Origin of the sequence: Micromonospora sp. NPDC005254 (genome assembly GCF_042872525.1) — a bacterium.
Lineage (GTDB): Bacteria > Actinomycetota > Actinomycetes > Mycobacteriales > Micromonosporaceae > Micromonospora.
In genome coordinates this window covers 799,785-816,519 of the sequence record NZ_JBIAKM010000002.1, presented here as the reverse complement: position 1 = coordinate 816,519, position 16,735 = coordinate 799,785, and the positions used below count along the sequence as shown (strand labels likewise).

At 73.6% G+C, this 16,735-nt stretch carries 19 protein-coding genes; 10 read left to right on the top strand and 9 right to left on the bottom strand.

From position 1 onward, the window contains the following. Positions 1-17: 17 nt before the first annotated feature. The gene (gene rpmB / locus ACFYPR_RS09400) at positions 18-209 is read left to right on the top strand and encodes a 50S ribosomal protein L28 (protein ID WP_007456456.1); all 192 of its coding nucleotides are present in this window, start codon (positions 18-20) and stop codon (positions 207-209) included. A gap of 94 nt (positions 210-303) precedes the next feature. Here rpmB and ACFYPR_RS09395 read toward each other — a convergent pair whose 3' ends face one another. Then, positions 304-765 (bottom strand): GNAT family N-acetyltransferase, encoded by a 462-nt coding sequence (locus ACFYPR_RS09395; protein WP_387259311.1) that lies wholly within the window; start codon positions 763-765, stop codon positions 304-306. Positions 766-794: 29 nt separating this feature from the next. Continuing rightward, positions 795-1,673: a thiamine-phosphate kinase gene (locus ACFYPR_RS09390; protein WP_387259382.1), complete on the bottom strand. Its 879-nt coding sequence runs from the start codon at positions 1,671-1,673 to the stop codon at positions 795-797. A gap of 207 nt (positions 1,674-1,880) precedes the next feature. On the opposite strand from ACFYPR_RS09390, the gene ACFYPR_RS09385 reads away from it, so the two are divergent. Both ACFYPR_RS09385 and ACFYPR_RS09380 read left to right on the top strand, forming a co-directional pair. Next, positions 1,881-2,114 carry an Lrp/AsnC ligand binding domain-containing protein gene (locus tag ACFYPR_RS09385; protein WP_007456453.1) on the top strand — a complete coding sequence of 78 codons (234 nt, stop codon included), beginning with the start codon at positions 1,881-1,883 and terminating at the stop codon, positions 2,112-2,114. Positions 2,115-2,123: 9 nt separating this feature from the next. Next, positions 2,124-2,828, top strand: a complete 705-nt coding sequence (locus tag ACFYPR_RS09380; protein ID WP_387259308.1) for a DUF3515 family protein — start codon at positions 2,124-2,126, stop codon at positions 2,826-2,828. 49 nt (positions 2,829-2,877) lie between these two features. Here the strand turns inward: ACFYPR_RS09380 and ACFYPR_RS09375 are convergent, their stop codons facing one another. After that, on the bottom strand, positions 2,878-3,978 hold the full coding sequence (locus ACFYPR_RS09375; RefSeq protein WP_354860072.1) for a D-alanine--D-alanine ligase family protein: 1,101 nt from the start codon (positions 3,976-3,978) through the stop codon (positions 2,878-2,880). A gap of 172 nt (positions 3,979-4,150) precedes the next feature. Further along, complete coding sequence (locus tag ACFYPR_RS09370) at positions 4,151-4,369, bottom strand: hypothetical protein (RefSeq protein ID WP_354860075.1); 219 nt, start codon at positions 4,367-4,369, stop codon at positions 4,151-4,153. Positions 4,370-4,643: 274 nt separating this feature from the next. Between ACFYPR_RS09370 and ACFYPR_RS09365 the strand changes: the two genes are divergently transcribed. Both ACFYPR_RS09365 and ACFYPR_RS09360 read left to right on the top strand, forming a co-directional pair. Beyond that, complete coding sequence (locus ACFYPR_RS09365; RefSeq protein WP_354860077.1) at positions 4,644-5,489, top strand: helix-turn-helix transcriptional regulator; 846 nt, start codon at positions 4,644-4,646, stop codon at positions 5,487-5,489. Between the two features lie 5 nt (positions 5,490-5,494). After that, the gene (locus ACFYPR_RS09360) at positions 5,495-5,695 is read left to right on the top strand and encodes a DUF397 domain-containing protein (RefSeq protein WP_355066986.1); all 201 of its coding nucleotides are present in this window, start codon (positions 5,495-5,497) and stop codon (positions 5,693-5,695) included. Between the two features lie 123 nt (positions 5,696-5,818). On the opposite strand, the gene ACFYPR_RS09355 is transcribed toward ACFYPR_RS09360, so the two are convergent. The 5 genes from ACFYPR_RS09355 to ACFYPR_RS09335 all read right to left on the bottom strand — a co-directional run bounded on the left by ACFYPR_RS09355 (position 5,819) and on the right by ACFYPR_RS09335 (position 10,815). After that, on the bottom strand, positions 5,819-6,868 hold the full coding sequence (locus ACFYPR_RS09355; RefSeq protein WP_354860082.1) for an ROK family protein: 1,050 nt from the start codon (positions 6,866-6,868) through the stop codon (positions 5,819-5,821). Between the two features lie 288 nt (positions 6,869-7,156). Continuing rightward, positions 7,157-7,945, bottom strand: a complete 789-nt coding sequence (locus tag ACFYPR_RS09350; RefSeq protein WP_387259306.1) for a putative protein N(5)-glutamine methyltransferase — start codon at positions 7,943-7,945, stop codon at positions 7,157-7,159. 5 nt (positions 7,946-7,950) lie between these two features. Then, entirely contained in the window at positions 7,951-9,069 is a 1,119-nt protein-coding gene (locus ACFYPR_RS09345; protein ID WP_355066989.1) for a cystathionine gamma-lyase, read from the bottom strand. A 7-nt stretch (positions 9,070-9,076) separates the two neighbouring features. Next, on the bottom strand, positions 9,077-10,084 hold the full coding sequence (locus ACFYPR_RS09340; RefSeq protein ID WP_355066990.1) for an NAD(P)H-dependent glycerol-3-phosphate dehydrogenase: 1,008 nt from the start codon (positions 10,082-10,084) through the stop codon (positions 9,077-9,079). Beyond that, positions 10,081-10,815: a lysophospholipid acyltransferase family protein gene (locus ACFYPR_RS09335; RefSeq protein ID WP_355066991.1), complete on the bottom strand. Its 735-nt coding sequence runs from the start codon at positions 10,813-10,815 to the stop codon at positions 10,081-10,083. The genes ACFYPR_RS09340 and ACFYPR_RS09335 overlap by 4 nt, the downstream gene beginning before the upstream one ends. Before the next feature lie 126 nt (positions 10,816-10,941). Between ACFYPR_RS09335 and cofC the strand changes: the two genes are divergently transcribed. From cofC to ACFYPR_RS09310, 5 genes are read left to right on the top strand one after another with little or no spacing between them, the layout of a single operon-like run. Beyond that, a complete protein-coding gene (gene cofC / locus ACFYPR_RS09330; RefSeq protein ID WP_387259303.1) occupies positions 10,942-11,580 on the top strand; it encodes a 2-phospho-L-lactate guanylyltransferase in 639 nt (212 codons plus the stop codon). 32 nt (positions 11,581-11,612) lie between these two features. Then, entirely contained in the window at positions 11,613-11,810 is a 198-nt protein-coding gene (locus ACFYPR_RS09325) for a cold-shock protein (protein WP_354860096.1), read from the top strand. Between the two features lie 54 nt (positions 11,811-11,864). Beyond that, on the top strand, positions 11,865-14,237 hold the full coding sequence (locus tag ACFYPR_RS09320) for an RNA degradosome polyphosphate kinase (protein WP_354860099.1): 2,373 nt from the start codon (positions 11,865-11,867) through the stop codon (positions 14,235-14,237). A 24-nt stretch (positions 14,238-14,261) separates the two neighbouring features. Next, entirely contained in the window at positions 14,262-15,782 is a 1,521-nt protein-coding gene (locus ACFYPR_RS09315) for a CHAD domain-containing protein (protein WP_387259301.1), read from the top strand. Next, complete coding sequence (locus tag ACFYPR_RS09310) at positions 15,770-16,648, top strand: NUDIX hydrolase (RefSeq protein ID WP_355133318.1); 879 nt, start codon at positions 15,770-15,772, stop codon at positions 16,646-16,648. Before ACFYPR_RS09315 ends, ACFYPR_RS09310 begins: the two co-directional genes overlap by 13 nt. Positions 16,649-16,735 lie beyond the last annotated feature (87 nt).

The window sequence follows — 16,735 nt, the reverse complement described above, 5'->3', positions numbered from 1 at the left end:
AATCCCAGGAGTATCCCGTGGCTAGCGTGTGCGACGTCTGTGGCAAGGGACCGGGCTTCGGCCACAACGTGTCCCACTCGCACCGGCGGACCAACCGCCGCTGGAACCCGAACATCCAGTCGGTGCGTACCCCGGCCGGTGGCGGCAACACCAAGAAGTTGCAGGTCTGCACCTCGTGCATCAAGGCCGGCAAGGTCACCCGCGCCTGACGCGGCAGCACCAACTCTTCTCGTTCGGCTCAGCCGGCGGCCCCCTGCGGTCCGCCGGCTCTGTCGTGTCCGCCCCCGGGTGGGCGGCGACCGCTCAGAGCGTGCGGCCGAAGGAGAGGCAGCCCTCCGCGTCCCTGTAGAAGCCGAAGTTCGGGATCCGGTCATAACCGGCGGACACGTACATGGCGATCGCCTCGGGCTGTTTGTCACCGCACTCCAGGACCATCCGCTTGCGGCCCTGCTCGCGGGCCGAGCGCTCGACGGCCGCGAGGACCGTCCGCGCCACGCCGCGACCGCGGGCCGCCGGGGCGGTGTACATCCGCTTCAGCTCGGCGGTGTCCGCACCGTGGCTGCGCCAGCCACCGCAGCCGACCGGCTCACCAGCCAGGTAGGCGACGAGGAACGCGCCGTCCGGCGGCTCGAACTCGCTCGCGGCGACCGGGGTGTCGTCGCCGGTGCCTCCGTAGCGGGCACCGAGGTCGGCCAGCGCGGCCCGGATCAACTGCTGCGCCACCGGCGCGTCGAACCGCACCACTCGGATCTCGATCTCACTCACGGTGTTCAGGATACGGCGGGCGCGCGCCGTCACCGGAAGTGGTCCCAGCCCCGGGGCCCGTCGTAGGCGCCGCCGTCGACAGTCACTCCGGCACCCTCCGTGACCAGGCCGATGGGCCGCCACTCCGGCGGCAGCGCCACCGTCGCGGGGAAGGTCGCGGCCAGCGCGTGGTCCTCGCCACCGGCCAGAATCCAGGTGTACGGGTCGACGCCGAGCGCCCGCGCGGCGTCGGCCATCTGCCGGGGCACCTCGAACGCGTCGCGGCGCACGTCGATCGCCACACCGCTGGCCTGCGCCACGTGCCCGAGATCGGCGAGGAGCCCGTCCGAGACGTCGATCATCGAGGTCGCGCCGAGCTGGGCGGCCTGCGGCCCGGCCGGGTAGGCGACCTGCGGGCGCCGGTACGCCTCGACCAGCAGTCGGGGGGTGCGAAAGCCCCGGGTGAGCACGGTCAGCCCGGCCGCCGCGTACCCGATGCGGCCGGCCAGGGCCAGCACGTCCCCGGGGCGGGCGCCGGAGCGCACCACGGGCGCCCGGCCGCCGAGGTCACCCAGCGCGGTGACCGCGATGGTCAGGGTGGGGCTCGCCGACATGTCCCCGCCGACCACGCTCGCGCCGACCGTGGCGGCCTCCGCGGCCAACCCGTCGGCCAGGCCCTCCGCCCAGCTCGTCTCCAGGTCGGCGGGCATGCAGAGGGCGACCAGCAGGGCGGTCGGGGTGGCGCCCATCGCCACGACGTCAGCCAGGTTGGCCGCCGCGGCCCGGTGACCGACGTCGCGCGCCGAGCACCAGTCCCGCCGGAAGTGCCGCCCGTCGACCAGCACGTCCGTGCAGGCGACCACCCGGCCGTCCGGCGCGGCCACCACCGCCGCGTCGTCACCCGGGCCGAGCAGGGTCGTCGGGCCCATCGCCAACCGGGCGGTGATCCGCCCGATCAGCCCGAACTCGCCGATCCCGGCCACGCTGGCGCCACCGCCGGCGTTCGGCCCGTACTGCCCGGCACCGCCGCGCTCGCTCACCGCTGCTCCTTGACCACCGATAGGGATCAGACCTGGTCCGTAAGGTAGTTTCACCCTTCGGGCCGCTCCCGGGCGGCGACGGACGGAGGTCGAGTCGTGGTACAGGCGTACATCCTCATCCAGACCGAGGTCGGCCGCGCACGTGACGTGGCGGGTCTCATCGCGGACATCGCCGGCGTGGTACGCGTCGACGCCGTCACCGGGCCGTACGACGTGGTCGTCCTCACCGAGGCGAACACCGTCGACGAGCTCGGCAAACTCATCGTCAGCAAGGTGCAGATGGTGCCCGGCATCACGCGCACCCTCACGTGTTCGGTGGTGCGGCTGTAAGTGGACGAGATGACGACCTCCTCGGCTGCTCTGGACGACGACGGGAAGCACGAGCGGGCTGACGGGACGCGTGAGCCGGTCGACGGGACGCCCGAGCCGGCTGACGGTATCCGCGACAGCGCCGACCCGGGCGCCGACGCGCCGGCCGGCCGGGACCGGACCATCCGGGGCGCCGCCCTGCTGGCCACGTTGATCGCGCTGCCGATCACGCTGCTGGTGGCCGTGCTGGCCTTCGCCAAGCTCGCCCCGGACACGCCCGCCGCCGCGCCGAGCCCCTCGGCGAGCACCGCACGGGCGCAGTCCACCGCTCCGGTCGAGATGGCCGCCCCGGCGCTGGCCGAGCGTCCGGCCACGGTCTGCCGCGCGCTGCTCTCCCAGCTGCCGCAGACCATCCGTGACCTGGCCCAGCGCCCGGTCACGGCGGGCCCGGAGCAGAACGCCGCGTACGGCGACCCCGCGCTCACCGTGGCCTGCGGGGGCGCCGAGCCGACCGTCCCGGCCACCGACGAGGTCTGGACGGTCAACCGGGTCTGCTGGCACCCCGTCGAGGAGACCGACGTGACCGTGCTCACCACTGTCGACCGGGAGACGCCGGTCACCGTTCGCATCCCACGCTCGTACGAGCAGCCGCTGCAGTGGGTTTCGCCGATCTCCAGCGCGATCGTGGCGTCGGTGCCCTCGGGCGGCGCCATCCCCGCCGGCTGCCAGCGCTGATCCGCTGACGCGCGGCCCGTACGGCGGGCCGCGCGTCGGGGCCGGCTGCTCAGTGCAGGCCGACACCGCGCCGCTGGGCGGTACGGATCAGCCGGTTGACCAGCTTGGGATACTCCAGGCCGGAGGCAGCCCACATCCGGGGGAACATCGACGTCGGGGTGAACCCGGGCATCGTGTTGATCTCGTTGAGGTAGACGTCCAGCTCGGGGGTGACGAAGAAGTCGGCCCGGGCCAGGCCGGCGCAGTCCAGCGCGGAGAACGCGCGGACGGCGTACTCCTGCACCTGGCGGGTCACCCGGTCCGGCAGGCCGGCCGGGATGTCGTACTCGCAGGAGTCGTCGAGGTACTTGGCCTCGAAGTCGTAGAAGTCGTGGTCGGCGACGACCCGCACCTCGGCCAGCACGGATGCCTCGGGGGCACCGCCTGCCTCGCCCTCCAGCACGCCGCACTCGATCTCGCGGCCGACGATCGCGGCCTCGATGATGACCTTCGGGTCGAACTGCCGGGCGGTGGCGACCGCCGTGTCCAGCTCGGCCCAGTCGGTGACGCGGGTGATGCCGAACGACGAGCCGGCGCGGGACGGCTTGACGAAGACCGGCAGGCCGAGCCGCTCCTTGTCCTGCTCGCTCAGCGTCATCCCGTTGCGCAGCACCGCGTACGCGCCGACCGGGATGCCCTCGACCGCGCAGAGCTTCTTGGTGAACTCCTTGTCCATGGCGGCGGCGGAGGCGAACACGTTCGCCCCCACGTAGGGGATGCCGGCCATCTCCAGCATGCCCTGGATGGTGCCGTCCTCGCCGTACGTGCCGTGCAGGACCGGGAAGACCACGTCCACGTCGGCCAGCGCCCGGGGGCCCTCGGTCGGGTCGAGCACCATCAGCCCGTTCCCGGTCGGGTCGGCGCGCAGCACGATGTCCTCGCCGGACTCGGCGGTGATCTCCGGGAGCTGGCGGGCGTTGATGGCGAGCTGGGCGGGGTCCCCGCTGGTCAGCACCCACTGGCCGGCGCGGGTGATGCCCACCGGCACCACCTCGTACTCGTCCGGGTCGAGTGCGGCGAACACGCTGCCGGCGCTGACGCAGGAGATGCCGTGTTCCGGGCTGCGGCCGCCGAAGACGATCGCCACGCGGGTCTTGCCTGGGGTGGTCACTCCGGTCACCTCTTCGTACGCGACTGCGGCTGGTCGTGCTCGCCGGTGGCGCTCACCCGGTTGACCTTACTGTGCGTGGCGATCAGGCGCGGCGATACCCGGCGAGCCCCGAAGCGACACGGCAATCGGTCAACAGAGCATATACGGTGCGTGACGGAATGTTCGAGGCCGGTCAGTCCCCGGCGTGCCGGCGGCCGACCGCGATCACCTTCACCCGCTGCCGCCCGGCCCGCACCATGCCCAGCGCCATGAAGGCTCCGGCGATCCGGTCGGCGGCCTCCCTGCTGCTGGCGCCGACCACCTGGCGGCGGCGCTCGGGAGCGACGCGTTCGTTGCGGTCGATGCCCTCGACGGGACGCACGTCGGTGAGAACGACCAGAAAGCGGGTCATCGCCGACCCTCGCGCTGCGGGGCGAGAGACTTCGAACCGGTATGCACGTCGTCTCCTTCCGGCGGGCTGCAACGGACGGCACGCGACGATCGGGTACGGGGGAGAAACCCGATCGCCGCGCGCCCTATCCCCTCCGGTCGCTCACCACCACCGTCGCCACGACAACCGGCGGTGAGGACGCGATGACAGATTGACACGTCTACAGCCATGAATGCAACTCTCATCCACCTTCTCTCATGTACCCGTTCCCATAAATGTGTGCGACCATCGATGCATGGCCCCGAAGACCGCCCGCGCCCGCCGACTCGGCATCGCCCTGCGTCAATACCGGGAAGCCGCCGGGCTGACGCTGGAGACCGCCGCGGATGAGATCAACAGCACCCGCAGCACCCTCTCCCGCTACGAGAACGCCCAGACGCTGATCAACCCGGCCACCGTGCGCGCCCTGCTCACCTCGTACGGAGTGGGTTCCGAGGAGGTGGCCGCCGCGGTGCAGCTCGCCAAGGACGCCCGCAAGCCGGGCTGGTGGGTGTCGTACTCGTACCTGCTCGACCCACGCACCATCGACTTCATCGCCCTGGAGGCGGAGGCCACCGCCATCGCCAACTTCGAGCCCTCGGTGGTGCCCGGCCTGCTGCAGACCGCGGACTACATCCGCGGCGTGATGCGCGGCGGCCCGCACACCCTCGGCGACGAGCTGGTGGAGCAGCGGGTCAAGGTCCGACTCGACCGCCAGGTGCGGCTCACCGCCGACACCCCACCCATCCTCGACGCGATCATCGACGAGGGCGCGCTGCTGCGCCCGGTCGGTGACCAGTCGGTGATGAACGGCCAGCTACGGCACCTCGTCAAGATGGCCGAACTGCCGAACATCACCGTCCAGGTGATCCCGCTCTCCGCCGGTTACCACCGGGGCACCCGGGGCTCGCTGCACATCCTGGAGTTCGCCGACCCGGAGGACCCCATCATCGCGTCGGTGGAGACGGTCGCCGGTCAGATGATCCTCGACCGCGCGGGCGAGACGCGTACCTGCACCAAGATCATGGAGCATCTGCGCAGCGTGGCGCTCAGCCCGGCGGACAGCCGGGCGATGCTCCTGTCAGTCCTGAAGGGACGGTAGGACCGATGACACCGACGATCACAGCGGCGTTGGCCACGGCGGCGTGGCGCAAGAGCAGCCGCAGCGGCGATGAGGGCGCCTGCGTGGAGGTGGCCACGATCCCCCAGCTGGTGGCCGTCCGCGACTCCAAGGACCCGGCCGGTCCGGCCCTGCTGTTCCCCCCGGCGGCCTGGACCGCCTTCGCCCAGGCCCCGCCGCGCGGCTGACCGGAGCGCGACCACCCCGCCCCCGCGCCCCGCTGACCGGGCTGTCACCGCCGGTCAAGCGGGGCGCGGGCGGGGAAGGGGACGCTCCGGCAAGGCGGGCACGGCCGACGAGCGGGAGAGAACTCAGGCGACCAGCGGGCGGGGCTCCGGCACGGCGCGCAGCGCCTCCAGGGCGGCGATCGCCACACCCCTGGCGCCGGCCATGTCACGGTCCGGAACCAGCGCGAAGGTGGCCACCGCGGCCTGCTCCTCCCGGAGGACGGTGTGCTCGCGGACCGTCGCCAGGAACCAGTCGCGGAACTCCGGCGCCGCCTCCACCACCCCGCCCCCCACGAAGTACGCGTGGGGATCGGTGAAGTTGGCCGCCACGGTGAACAGGCGGCCCAGCGCCATCGCCTGCTGGGTGAAGAGATCCCGGGCCAGCGCGTCACCCCGCTCGCCGTAGCCCCGCACGAGCTTCGCCGCCCGCGCCGCCGGCTCGGCGGCCAGCGGGTGGTCGGGGTGGCGGGTCAGCCAGTACGGCAGCAGGTTGCGCTCGATGCCGGTCAGCGAGGCGACGCTCTCGACGTCGCCGGTGAAGCCGCAGGCGCAGGTGGGCTCCGGCTGCCCCGGGCCGAGCAGCCCGTTCAGCGGGATGTGCACGTGACCCAGCTCGCCGGCCATGCCGGCGGCGCCGGCGATCACCTTGCCGCTCTCCACCACCCCGCCACCGAGGCCCGTGCCGACGATCGCCGAGACCGACGATCGCGCCATCGCCTCGTCGCCGAAATACACGTGGTGGGCGTAGAGCGCGGCGGCGTTGCCGTCGTTGTGGTAGATCACCGGCAGGCCGAGCCGTCGCTGGAGCGCGCCCCGCACGTCGAAGCCACGCCAGGCAGGCTGGGAGAAGTTGGTCGAGCCGCGCGACGAAATGACGCCGGTGGCGCTGGCCGGGCCGGGCGTGTCCAACCCGACCGCCCGGACCAGGTCACGAGGCACGCCGGTCTGCGCCAGAGCCCCGTCCAGCGCCCGGGCCAGCGCTTCGATCGCCGCGTCCGGGCCGGCGCGCACCTCGCTCGGGATCTCCAGCAGCCCGTCCACCAGGAACCGGCCGTCCACCGTCAGGACTGTGGCGTTGTTGCTGGTGCCGCCGTTGTCCAGGCCGACGACCACCGGCACACCTGCGCTGCCCACCGCAACCGCCTCCCGCCCTCATGAGTGTGAGCCGAGGCTAGTGCCAACCCCGCTCCCCCGCCACGCCCGCCCACTGAAACTGGGGTTGGGGGTACCAGCCGAGCTCCGGTGACATCCGGAGTTACTGTCCCCGGTGCCCCGGACTGCTGTCGCGCGTCCTTTGCTCTGCTTCACTCCGCGCAACACCAATCGGCCGCGAGTGTTGCGCCGGTTGAAGCAGAGCAAAGGACGCGAACAAGTGGGTCGGTCGACCAGGCATCTCCGCCGCAGCGCTGATGGGGGGGCGGATCAGCCTGGGCGGCGGACGATTACCGCAGTGGCGTCCAGGTCCTCGTCGTGTCGTACGGTCGGCGACAGTCCGGCTGCGTGGAACGCCGCGCACAGCGCGTCGGTCTGCGTCTCGCCAGCCTCGACCACCAGGTGCCCACCGGGCACCAGCCAGTGCGCCGCGTCGACGCCCACCCGGCGCAGCACGGTGAGCCCGTCCGGCCCGCCGTCGAGCGCAACCGGCGCCTCGTGCAGCCGCGCCTCCGGCGGCATCAGCGCCACCGCCTCGGTCGGCACGTACGGGGCGTTGGCCACCACCAGGTCGAGCCGCCCCCGCCAGTGCGCCGGCAGCGGAGCGAACAGGTCACCCTCGTACACCTCGGCGGGTAGCCCGGCGAGGTTGCGGCGGGCGCAGGCCACGGCGGCCGGGTCGATGTCGGCGGCGGCCAGCCAGCGCGGCGCGAGCCGGCGGGCCAGCGCGACAGTGGTGGCCCCGGAGCCGCAGCAGAGGTCGACCACGGCCGGCGCCGGGCCGGTCAGCTCGACGGCGGCCTCGACCAGCAGGGCCGTCCGACCGCGCGGCACGAAGACGCCCGCGTCGACGGCGATCCGCAGACCGCAGAACTCGGCCCAGCCGAGCAGGTACTCCAGCGGCTCGCCGGCGACGCGCCGGGCGGTCAGGTCGGCCAGCGTCGCCGGGGAGTCTGCGGCGGCCAGCAGCAGCTCCGCCTCGTCCTCGGCGTAGACGCAACCGGCGGCGCGCAGCCGGCCGACGAGGGTGGTGCGGTCGGTGAAGGACGGCTCTGCCACGAAGCTCAGACCGGACCGGCGGCGTCCAGGGCGGCGGCGATGTCGGCCACCAGGTCGGGAGTGTCCTCCACACCGCAGGAGAGCCGGACGAAGCCGGGGGCGGTGTCGTCCCCCCACTGCGCCCGCCGGTCCGCCGTGGTGTGCAGACCGCCGAACGAGGTGGCCGCCGCCACCAGCCGGGCGGCCTCGACGAAGCGGGCCACCCGGTCGGCGTCGCCCAGGTCGAACGAGAGCACCCCGGGCATCCGGCGCATCTGCGCCGAGGCCACCGCGTAGGCGGGATCGTCCGGCAGCCCCGGCCAGCGCAGACCGGTCACGTCCGGCCGGCCCGCCAGCAGGTCGGCGACGGCTGCGGCGTTCGCGCTCTGCCGGGCCAGCCGCAGGTCGAGGGTCGCCAGCGACCGGTGCGCCAACCAGGCGTCGAACGCTCCCGGAATCGAACCGGTGCCGGTACGCCAGAGCGTCACCGCCTCGATCACCTCGGCGGACCGGCTGGCCAGGTAGCCCAGCAGCAGGTCGGAGTGGCCGGTGAGCGCCTTCGTGCCGGAGGCCACCACCAGGTCGGCGCCGAGGTCCAGCGGGCGCTGCCCGAGCGGGGTGGCGGTGGTGTTGTCGACCGCGAGCAGGGCGCCGGCGGCATGTGCCCGCTCCGCCAGGGCGGCCACGTCGACCACGTCCAGACCCGGGTTGGCCGGGGTCTCCACCAGCACCAGCCGGACGCCCTCGAAGGACGGGTACGGCCCCACGGTCGGCACGAAGAGCACCCGTACGCCGATCGTCTCCAGCACGGCGGTGGCGAACGCCCGGACGGGGAAGTAGCCGTCGGAGGGCAGCACCACGGTGTCCCCCGGGCGCAGCAGGGTGAGCAGCGTCCCGGTGATGGCGGCCTGACCGCTGGCGAAGACCCGGCAGTCACCGCCCTCTAACTCGCCCACGGCGGCCTCCAACAGCCGCCGGGTCGGGTTGTCGGGGCGGCCGTAGCCGTTCGGCGACGCGTCCGGCCCCTGCCACGGGTCGAGGTGGTACGGCGCGGCGAAGACCGGACCCGGCAGGAACGCATCACCCGGCGCCGGCTCGGGCAGGCCGGCGCGCACGCAGCGGGTGCCGTCTCCCAGTTCGCTCATCGGTTCCTCACTCGTACGACTCGGGCTTGGCGGTCCGGCTCATCAGGGTGTCCACGGCGAGCCGCGGGTCCATCCCCTCGTGACAGATCCGTTCGACCTGCTCGGTGATCGGCATCTCCACCCCGTGCGCCCGCGCCAGATCGCGGATCGCGAGGCAGCTCTTGACGCCCTCGGCGGTCTGTCGGGTCGCGGCCTGGGCCTGCTCCAGCGTCTCGCCCCGGCCCAGGTGCTCGCCGAAGGTGCGGTTGCGGGCCAGCGGGGACGAGCAGGACGCGACGAGGTCGCCCATGCCCGCCAGGCCGGCGAAGGTGATCGGGTCCGCCCCGAGGGCCACACCCAGGCGGGCCGTCTCGGCCAGCCCTCGGGTCATCAACATGGCCCGGGTGTTGTCGCCGAAGCCCATCGCGGTGGCGATGCCGTACGACAGCGCGATCACGTTCTTGACCGCGCCGCCCAGCTCGCAGCCGATCACGTCGTCGTTGGTGTACGGCCGCAGGTACGGCGTCCGGATCGACGACTGCACGAGCGTGGCGCGGTCGGCGTTGGTGCCGGCGACCACCGTGGCGGCCGGCTGCTCGGCGGCGATCTCGGGGGCGAGGTTCGGGCCGGAGACCACCACCACCCGATCGGCGGCCACCCCGGCGGTCTCGACGATGACCTCGCTCATCCGCTTGGTGGTGCCGAGTTCGATGCCCTTCATCAACGACACCAGGGTGGCGTCCGGGTGCAGGTGCCCGGCCCACTCGGCGAGGTTGCCGCGCAGGGTCTGCGAGGGCACGGCCAGCACCACCACCTCGGCGCCGCTGATCGCCTCGGCGGCGTCGGTGGTGGCGGTGACCCGGGCCGGCAGCAGCAGGTCCGGCAGGTACTCCGGGTTGCGACGCTCGGCGCGGATGCTCTCGGCCACCGGGACGCGGCGGGCCCACACGGTCACGTCCCGCCCCGCGTCGGCCAGGATTTTCGCGAAGGCGGTGCCCCAGGAGCCGGCGCCCAGCACCGCGACGTGGCCGCTCATGCCGCTTCACCGGGGTGGCGCTCGACGGACGGTCGGGCCGGCCGTTCCCACAGCGGCGGCGGTGTGCCACCACGGATCTCGACGAGCATGTCCCGCAGCCGCAGCATGATGGCGTCCGTCATCTCCTCGAGGGTCTCCCGGGTCGGTGGGGCGCCCGCCCAGCGGCTCAGGTCGACCGGCTCGCCGGCCACGACGGTCACCGGGATCCGGGGGCGGGGGTTCAGCCGGCTGGTCCGCGGGTCGAAGATCCGCTCCGGACCCCACATCACCAGCGGCACCACCGGGGCGCCGGTGGCCAGCGCCAGCCGGGCCGCGCCGGTCTTGGCCTTCATCGGCCACAGGTCCGGCTGTCGGGTGGTCGTGCCCTCCGGGTAGATCACCACCGCGCCACCCTCGTCGAGCGCGGCGACCGACTTGTCCAGCGAGCGGACCGCGTCCACGCTGCCGCGCTCGACCGGGATCTGCAGACAGCGGTGCAGGATCCAGCCGATCACCGGCACCCGGAACACGCTGGCCTTGCCCAGGTACTGCGGCCACCGCCCGGAGTCGTAGATGAAGTGCGCGGAGACCAACGGGTCGGCGTGCGAGATGTGGTTGGCGACGATGATCATTCCGCCGTCACGGGCGAGGTGCTCCTGGCCGCGCCAGGTCCGCCGGGTCCAGACGGTCATCACCGGCTTCACCAGCCCCACGGCGAACCGTTGCCAGAACCCCAGCCTCCGCCGTGCCACTGTGCCTCCTCGTCGCGCCCCGACCCGCCGCGAGCCCCACCCGCGACACCCGCAGCGGAAATCATGCCTGCTCGCCCCCGGTACGGCCAGCGAGGGTCCCGTCGTCCGGCTGGCAGGATTGCGGACGTGAGTCAGCCGAGGTGGGCCGTGGTGGTGCCGGTGAAGCGTCTGACCGCGGCCAAGAGCCGGCTGCGGGGCGCGCTGCCCGGCGTACCGCATGAGGAGCTGGCACTGGCGCTGGCGGCCGACACGCTCCGCGCGGTGCTGGCCTGCCCGGCGGTCGCCGAGGCCCTGGTGGTGACCGACGACACCCGGGTGGCGGCCGCGGCGCGGGCCGCCGGGGCGCGGACGGTGCCCGACCTGCCGGACGCCGGCCTGAACGCCGCCTTCCGGCACGGCGCGGCACAGATCCCCGGGCGGTGGGTGGCCGGGCTGACCGCCGACCTGCCGGCGCTGCGCCCGGCCGAGCTGGCCGACGCGCTGCGCGCGGCGCAGCACGACACCGAGGGGGTACGCCGGTTCGTGGCGGACGCCCCCGGTGGTGGGACGGTGCTGCTCGCCGGGCCGCCGGGCGTCGACCTCGACCCACGGTTCGGGGTGGGCTCGGCGGCGGCGCACGTGGCGAGTGGGGCGCTGCCGCTGACCGGTGACTGGCCCAGCCTGCGGCGGGACGTGGACACCGCCGAGGACCTGGCCGCCGCCGCCCGGCTGGGGCTGGGCCCACGCACCGCGGCGCTGCTCGCCGCCGGCTGCCCGGCGCGCTGAACAAGCTGACCCGGCCGGTGTACGGTGCGAGCATGCAGGGCACGGTGGCCAGTTACGACGCGGCGACACGCAGCGGTGTCCTACTGCTCGACGACGGCACCGAGCTGCGTTTTCCCGCCCGGGCGTTCGACGCCTCCGGCCTGCGGTTGCTCCGGCTCGGCCAGCGGGTGCGCATCGACACCGATCCCGACGGCGAGGTCGTCCGGGTGACATTGCCGACGATGCACTGAGCTGGCGGGGCCAAGTTCATTTTGCGTTAACTCTAATCGGGTGATTATGAGCGGGTGAGCACCCCTCGCGAGCATCCGGTCACCCCTCCCGCCACCGACCCCCGCAACGGCGCCCGCGTTCGCGGCACCGACGGCCGTTTCCGCCCGTCCCGGGCCGAACGGGCCGGCGCCGCCCGTGCCGACACGCTCGCCGACGACCCGGGCGCGGCGTCCTCCGGGCTCGACGAGGTCATCGAACCCGGCGTGCCGCCCACGGAGACGGACGGCCCGGCGACCGGCGCGGCCCTGCCCGGCACCTCCGGCGGCCTCGCCACCGGCCTCTCCGCGGGCGGTGCGGGGGACGACGAGCCACCGGCTGCTCCCCCGCTGCCGGAGGACCGCTTCCTCAACCGGGAGCTGTCCTGGCTCGACTTCAACGCGCGGGTGCTCACCCTCGCCGAGGACCAGCGCACCCCCCTGCTGGAGCGGGCCAAGTTCCTGGCGATCTTCGCCAGCAACCTCGACGAGTTCTACATGGTGCGGATCGCCGGCCTGAAGCGGCGGCTCTCCGCCGGCCTGCCGGTGCGCGGCGGCGACCGGCTGCCCCTGCGCACACAGCTGGAGCTGATCGCCGAACGGACCGCCGAGCTGGTCGCCCGGCACGCCGCCTGCTTCGTCGACGACGTCCTGCCCCGGCTGGCCGAGGAGGGCATCCGCATACTGCGCTGGGGTGACCTGGGCGACCCCGAGCGGGAGCGGCTGCGCACCTACTTCCGGGAGCACATCTTCCCGGTGCTCACTCCACTCGCGGTGGACCCGGCGCACCCGTTCCCGTACATCTCCGGGCGGTCCTTGAACCTGGCGGTGGCGGTCCGGGACCCGGACGGCGGGTCCGAGCTGTTCGCGCGGGTGAAGGTGCCCAACAACGTCCCGCGCTTCGTACGGGTCGACCGGGACCAGCCGGGCGTGCGGATGCTGCCGGTGGAGGACCTGATCTCGGTGCACCTGGGTCAGCTGTTCAGCGGCATGCAGGTGGTCGAGTGCCACCTGTTCCGGGTCACCCGCAACGCCGAGGTGGAGGTCGACGAGGACCGCGACGAGGATCTGCTCCAGGCCCTCGAACGAGAGCTGGCCCGCCGCCGGTTCGGCCCGCCGGTCCGCCTGGAGGTCGCCGCGTCGATCTCCGACCACATGCTGGAGCTGCTCGTCCGCGAGTTGGACATGGACGACCAGGACGTGCTGCGGGTGCCCGGCCTGCTGGACCTTTCCGCGCTGTGGCAGGTGTACGGCGAGGCCGACCGCCCCGATCTCAAGGACCCGCCGTTCGTGCCGGCCACGCATCCCCGGCTCGCCGAGGGCGAGGTGCCGCGCAGCGTCTTCTCCACCCTGCGGGACGGGGACATCCTGGTGCACCACCCGTACCACTCGTTCGCCACCAGCGTGCAGCGCTTCATCGAGCAGGCCGCCGCCGACCCCAACGTGCTGGCCATCAAGCAGACCCTCTACCGCACCAGCGGTGACTCGCCGATCGTGGACGCGCTCGTCGACGCGGCCGCCGCCGGCAAGCAGGTGGTGGTCCTGGTCGAGGTGAAGGCCCGCTTCGACGAGGTGGCCAACATCGGCTGGGCCCGCACCCTGGAACGCGCCGGCTGCCACGTGGTGTACGGCCTGGTGGGGCTCAAGACGCACTGCAAGACCGCCCTGGTGGTCCGGCAGGAGGGCAACCAGATCCGCCGGTACTGCCACATCGGCACCGGCAACTACCACCCGAAGACCGCCCGCCTGTACGAGGACTTCGGGATGCTCACCGCCGACCCGGAGATCGGGGCGGACCTCACCGACCTGTTCAACGTGCTGACCGGCTACAGCCGGCAGACCGCGTACCGGCGGCTGCTGGTCGCCCCGCAGGGCATCCGCAGCGGCCTCATCGAACGCATCGAACGGGAGATCGCGCACGTCCGGTTGGGCATGCCCGGCCTGGTCCAGTTCAAGGTCAACTCGCTGGTCGACGAGGGCGTGACCGACGCGCTGTACCGGGCGTCCCAGGCCGGCGTGCACGTCGACCTGCTCATCCGGGGCATGTGCACGCTGCGTCCGGGGGTGCCTGGGCTGTCGGACAACATCCGGGTGCGCTCGATCCTCGGCCGGTTCCTGGAGCACTCCCGGGTCTTCCGCTTCGGCAACAACGGCGAGGCCGAGTTCTGGATGGGCTCGGCGGACCTGATGCACCGCAACCTGGACCGGCGGGTGGAGGCGCTGGTGCAGGTGAGCGATCCGGTCGCCCGCGCCGAGCTGGACTACGTGCTGACCGCCGCGATGAGCCCGGACGTGGACGCGTTCGAGCTGGCCGGCGACGGCACCTGGACGCGGCGTACCGACGGTGACGACGCGGCCCGGGTGCACCTGCAGGATCTGCTGCTGCGCCGCGTCGGTGGCACGGCCGGCTGACCGTTCGCGGCATAGGCTGAGCTGATGGTCGAGGAGGAGCAGAAGTACGAGGTGGACGACACCTTCGTGCTGCCGGGCCTGTCCGCCACGTTTCCGGCCGGCGGCCGGGTCCGGGCGCTGCCGCCGGTGACGCTCGTCGCCCGCTACCTCGACACGGTCGACCTGCGGCTGGCCCGCGCCGGGGCGTCCCTGCGCCACCGCAAGGGTGACGAGCTGCCGTGGACGGTGAAGCTGCCCACCGGCACGCCCGGCGTCCGGCACGAGATCTCCCGTCCCGGGCCGGTCGGGCAGCCGCCGCCGGAGCTGGTCGAGCTGGTCACCGTCCTGCATCGGGGCGCGTCGCTGGCGCCGGTGACTGTGGTACGCACCGTCCGGCACGCTCACGAGGTGTGCGACCGGGCCGGAACGGTGCTCGCCGAGGTGGTGGACGACCGGGTGACAGTCCTCGACGACGCCGGCGCCACCACCGGCGCGTTCCGCGAGGTGGAGGTGGAGCGCAAGGCCGGCGACCGCAAGCTGCTGGAACGAATCGGCGAGGTGCTGTGCGAGGCCGGGGCCCGGGCCGGCTCGTTCACCCCGAAGCACGTACGGGCGCTGGGGACGGTGGCGCAGGCCGAACCCGACCTGGTCGGGCCGGGCGGACTGACGGCCGACCCGACCGCCGGGGACATGGTCACCGAGGCGGTCCGCAAGGAGGTGGGCCGGCTGTTGGCGCACGACCCGCTGGTGCGGCTGCGCACCTCGACCGACGGCGGCGACAGCGCCGTACACCAGATGCGGGTGGCCTGCCGACGGCTGCGCAGCGACCTGCGCACCTTCCGGCCGCTCGTGCGCCGCAGCTGGGCCCGGCCCCTGCGCGACGAGCTGCGCTGGCTGGCCGGGGTGCTCGGCGGGGCGCGCGACGCCGAGGTGCTCCGCGACCGACTGCGGCGCACCGCGACCGCCGACCCGCTCAGCCCGCTCGACACGGGCGCGGTGGACCGACTGGACGAGGCGCTCGCGCAGCGGCAGCGGCAGGCGCTCGCCGCCATCGACGAGGCGCTGCGCTCGCCGCGTTACCTGGCCCTGGTGGACGCCCTGGTGCTGGCCGCCCGCGCGCCCCGGCTCACCCGACGGGCGGCCACCCCGGCGGCGCGCACGCTACCGAAGCTGGTGGCCCGCCCGTGGCGGCAGCTCACCGGCCCCGACGGCGTGGACGGGCTCGACCCGCTGGCCCCCGACGACCGCTGGCACGCCGTCCGCAAGGAGGGCAAGCAGGCCCGCTACGCGGTCACCGCAGTGGTCCCGGCCGTCGGCAAGGACGCGCGGCGGCTGGCCCGCGCGTTGGCCCGCGTCCAGGACGTGCTCGGCGAACACCAGGACGCCGCGGTGGCCGCCGAGACCTGGCTCGCCCTCGCCGCCGACCGACCGGCCGACCACGAGCTGGCGGTCACCGCCGGGCGGCTGGCCGAGCGGGAACGCGACACGGTCCGCCTGATGCGGGCCCGGTTCCCCGCCGCGTGGCACCGGGCCACCCGGCGACGGCGGACCAGATGGTTGCCGTGACGGGCATCCGCGCTGCCGGCGGGGTCTGCTGGCGACCGACCGCCGACGGCGTACGGGTCTGCGTCGTGCACCGCCCGCGCTACGGGGACTGGACGCTGCCCAAGGGCAAGCTCGAACCGGGCGAGCATCCACTGGTCGCGGCGGTCCGGGAGGTGGCCGAGGAGGCCGACGTGCGGGGCGTACCGCAGGTGCGGCTGCCGTCGGTGCGCTACCGCAGCGAGGGGCAGGCCAAGCTGGTCGACTACTGGTCGATGCTCGCGGTCGCCGAGGGCGGTTTCCAGCCGGGCACCGAGGTCGACGACATCCGGTGGCTGGCCGTGGACGACGCGATCCGCCTGGTCAGCTATCCGCACGACGCCGAGGTGCTCGCCGGGTTCGCCGCGCTGCCGCCGGTGACCGCGACCGTCGCGGTGGTCCGGCACGGGCACGCCGGCAAGCGGGCCACCTGGTCCGGCCCGGACACCGCCCGCCCGCTCGATCGCGAGGGATGGGCCCAGGCGTACGCGCTGGCGCCGCTGATCGCCCTGGTGCGCCCGGCCCGGCTCCTGTCGGCCTCGCCGCGCCGCTGCGTGCAGACCCTGGACCCGGCCGCCGCGTTGCTCGACCTGCCCATCGAGATCTGCGGCGACCTGGACGAGCCGCAGCCGGGTCAGCAACAGGACGAGCGGGTGCTGGCCACCGCCGCCCAACTGCTGGAGCTGGCCTGCGCCGGCGGGCAGGTGGCGGTGTGCAGCCAGGGCAAGGTGCTGCCGGGCGCGTTGGAGCAGCTGACCGGCCGCGCCGACGAGGACTTCATTACCCCGAAGGGCGGCGGCTGGCTGCTGGCCTTCAGCGGCGAGCGGCTGCTCGCGGCCGACCGCCTGTGAGGCCCGCCCGGCGCTTCGGCGGTTGATCCCCCCTTCAGGTCGCCGACGTGGCGGTGTCCGGCTGGCCAGATACCGCAGCATCGGCGA

What these genes read in the sequence shown, in the direction of transcription:
- ACFYPR_RS09340 (WP_355066990.1), bottom strand. Translation starts at nt 10,084, where the DNA reads ATGAGCGGCCACGTCGCGGTGCTGGGCGCCGGCTCCTGGGGCACCGCC.
- ACFYPR_RS09310 (WP_355133318.1), top strand. Translation starts at nt 15,770, where the DNA reads ATGGTTGCCGTGACGGGCATCCGCGCTGCCGGCGGGGTCTGCTGGCGA.
- ACFYPR_RS09390 (WP_387259382.1), bottom strand. Translation starts at nt 1,673, where the DNA reads ATGGGCCCGACGACCCTGCTCGGCCCGGGTGACGACGCGGCGGTGGTG.
- ACFYPR_RS09370 (WP_354860075.1), bottom strand. Translation starts at nt 4,369, where the DNA reads ATGACCCGCTTTCTGGTCGTTCTCACCGACGTGCGTCCCGTCGAGGGC.
- ACFYPR_RS09360 (WP_355066986.1), top strand. Translation starts at nt 5,495, where the DNA reads ATGACACCGACGATCACAGCGGCGTTGGCCACGGCGGCGTGGCGCAAG.
- ACFYPR_RS09380 (WP_387259308.1), top strand. Translation starts at nt 2,124, where the DNA reads ATGACGACCTCCTCGGCTGCTCTGGACGACGACGGGAAGCACGAGCGG.
- ACFYPR_RS09365 (WP_354860077.1), top strand. Translation starts at nt 4,644, where the DNA reads ATGGCCCCGAAGACCGCCCGCGCCCGCCGACTCGGCATCGCCCTGCGT.
- ACFYPR_RS09345 (WP_355066989.1), bottom strand. Translation starts at nt 9,069, where the DNA reads ATGAGCGAACTGGGAGACGGCACCCGCTGCGTGCGCGCCGGCCTGCCC.
- ACFYPR_RS09325 (WP_354860096.1), top strand. Translation starts at nt 11,613, where the DNA reads ATGCAGGGCACGGTGGCCAGTTACGACGCGGCGACACGCAGCGGTGTC.
- ACFYPR_RS09315 (WP_387259301.1), top strand. Translation starts at nt 14,262, where the DNA reads ATGGTCGAGGAGGAGCAGAAGTACGAGGTGGACGACACCTTCGTGCTG.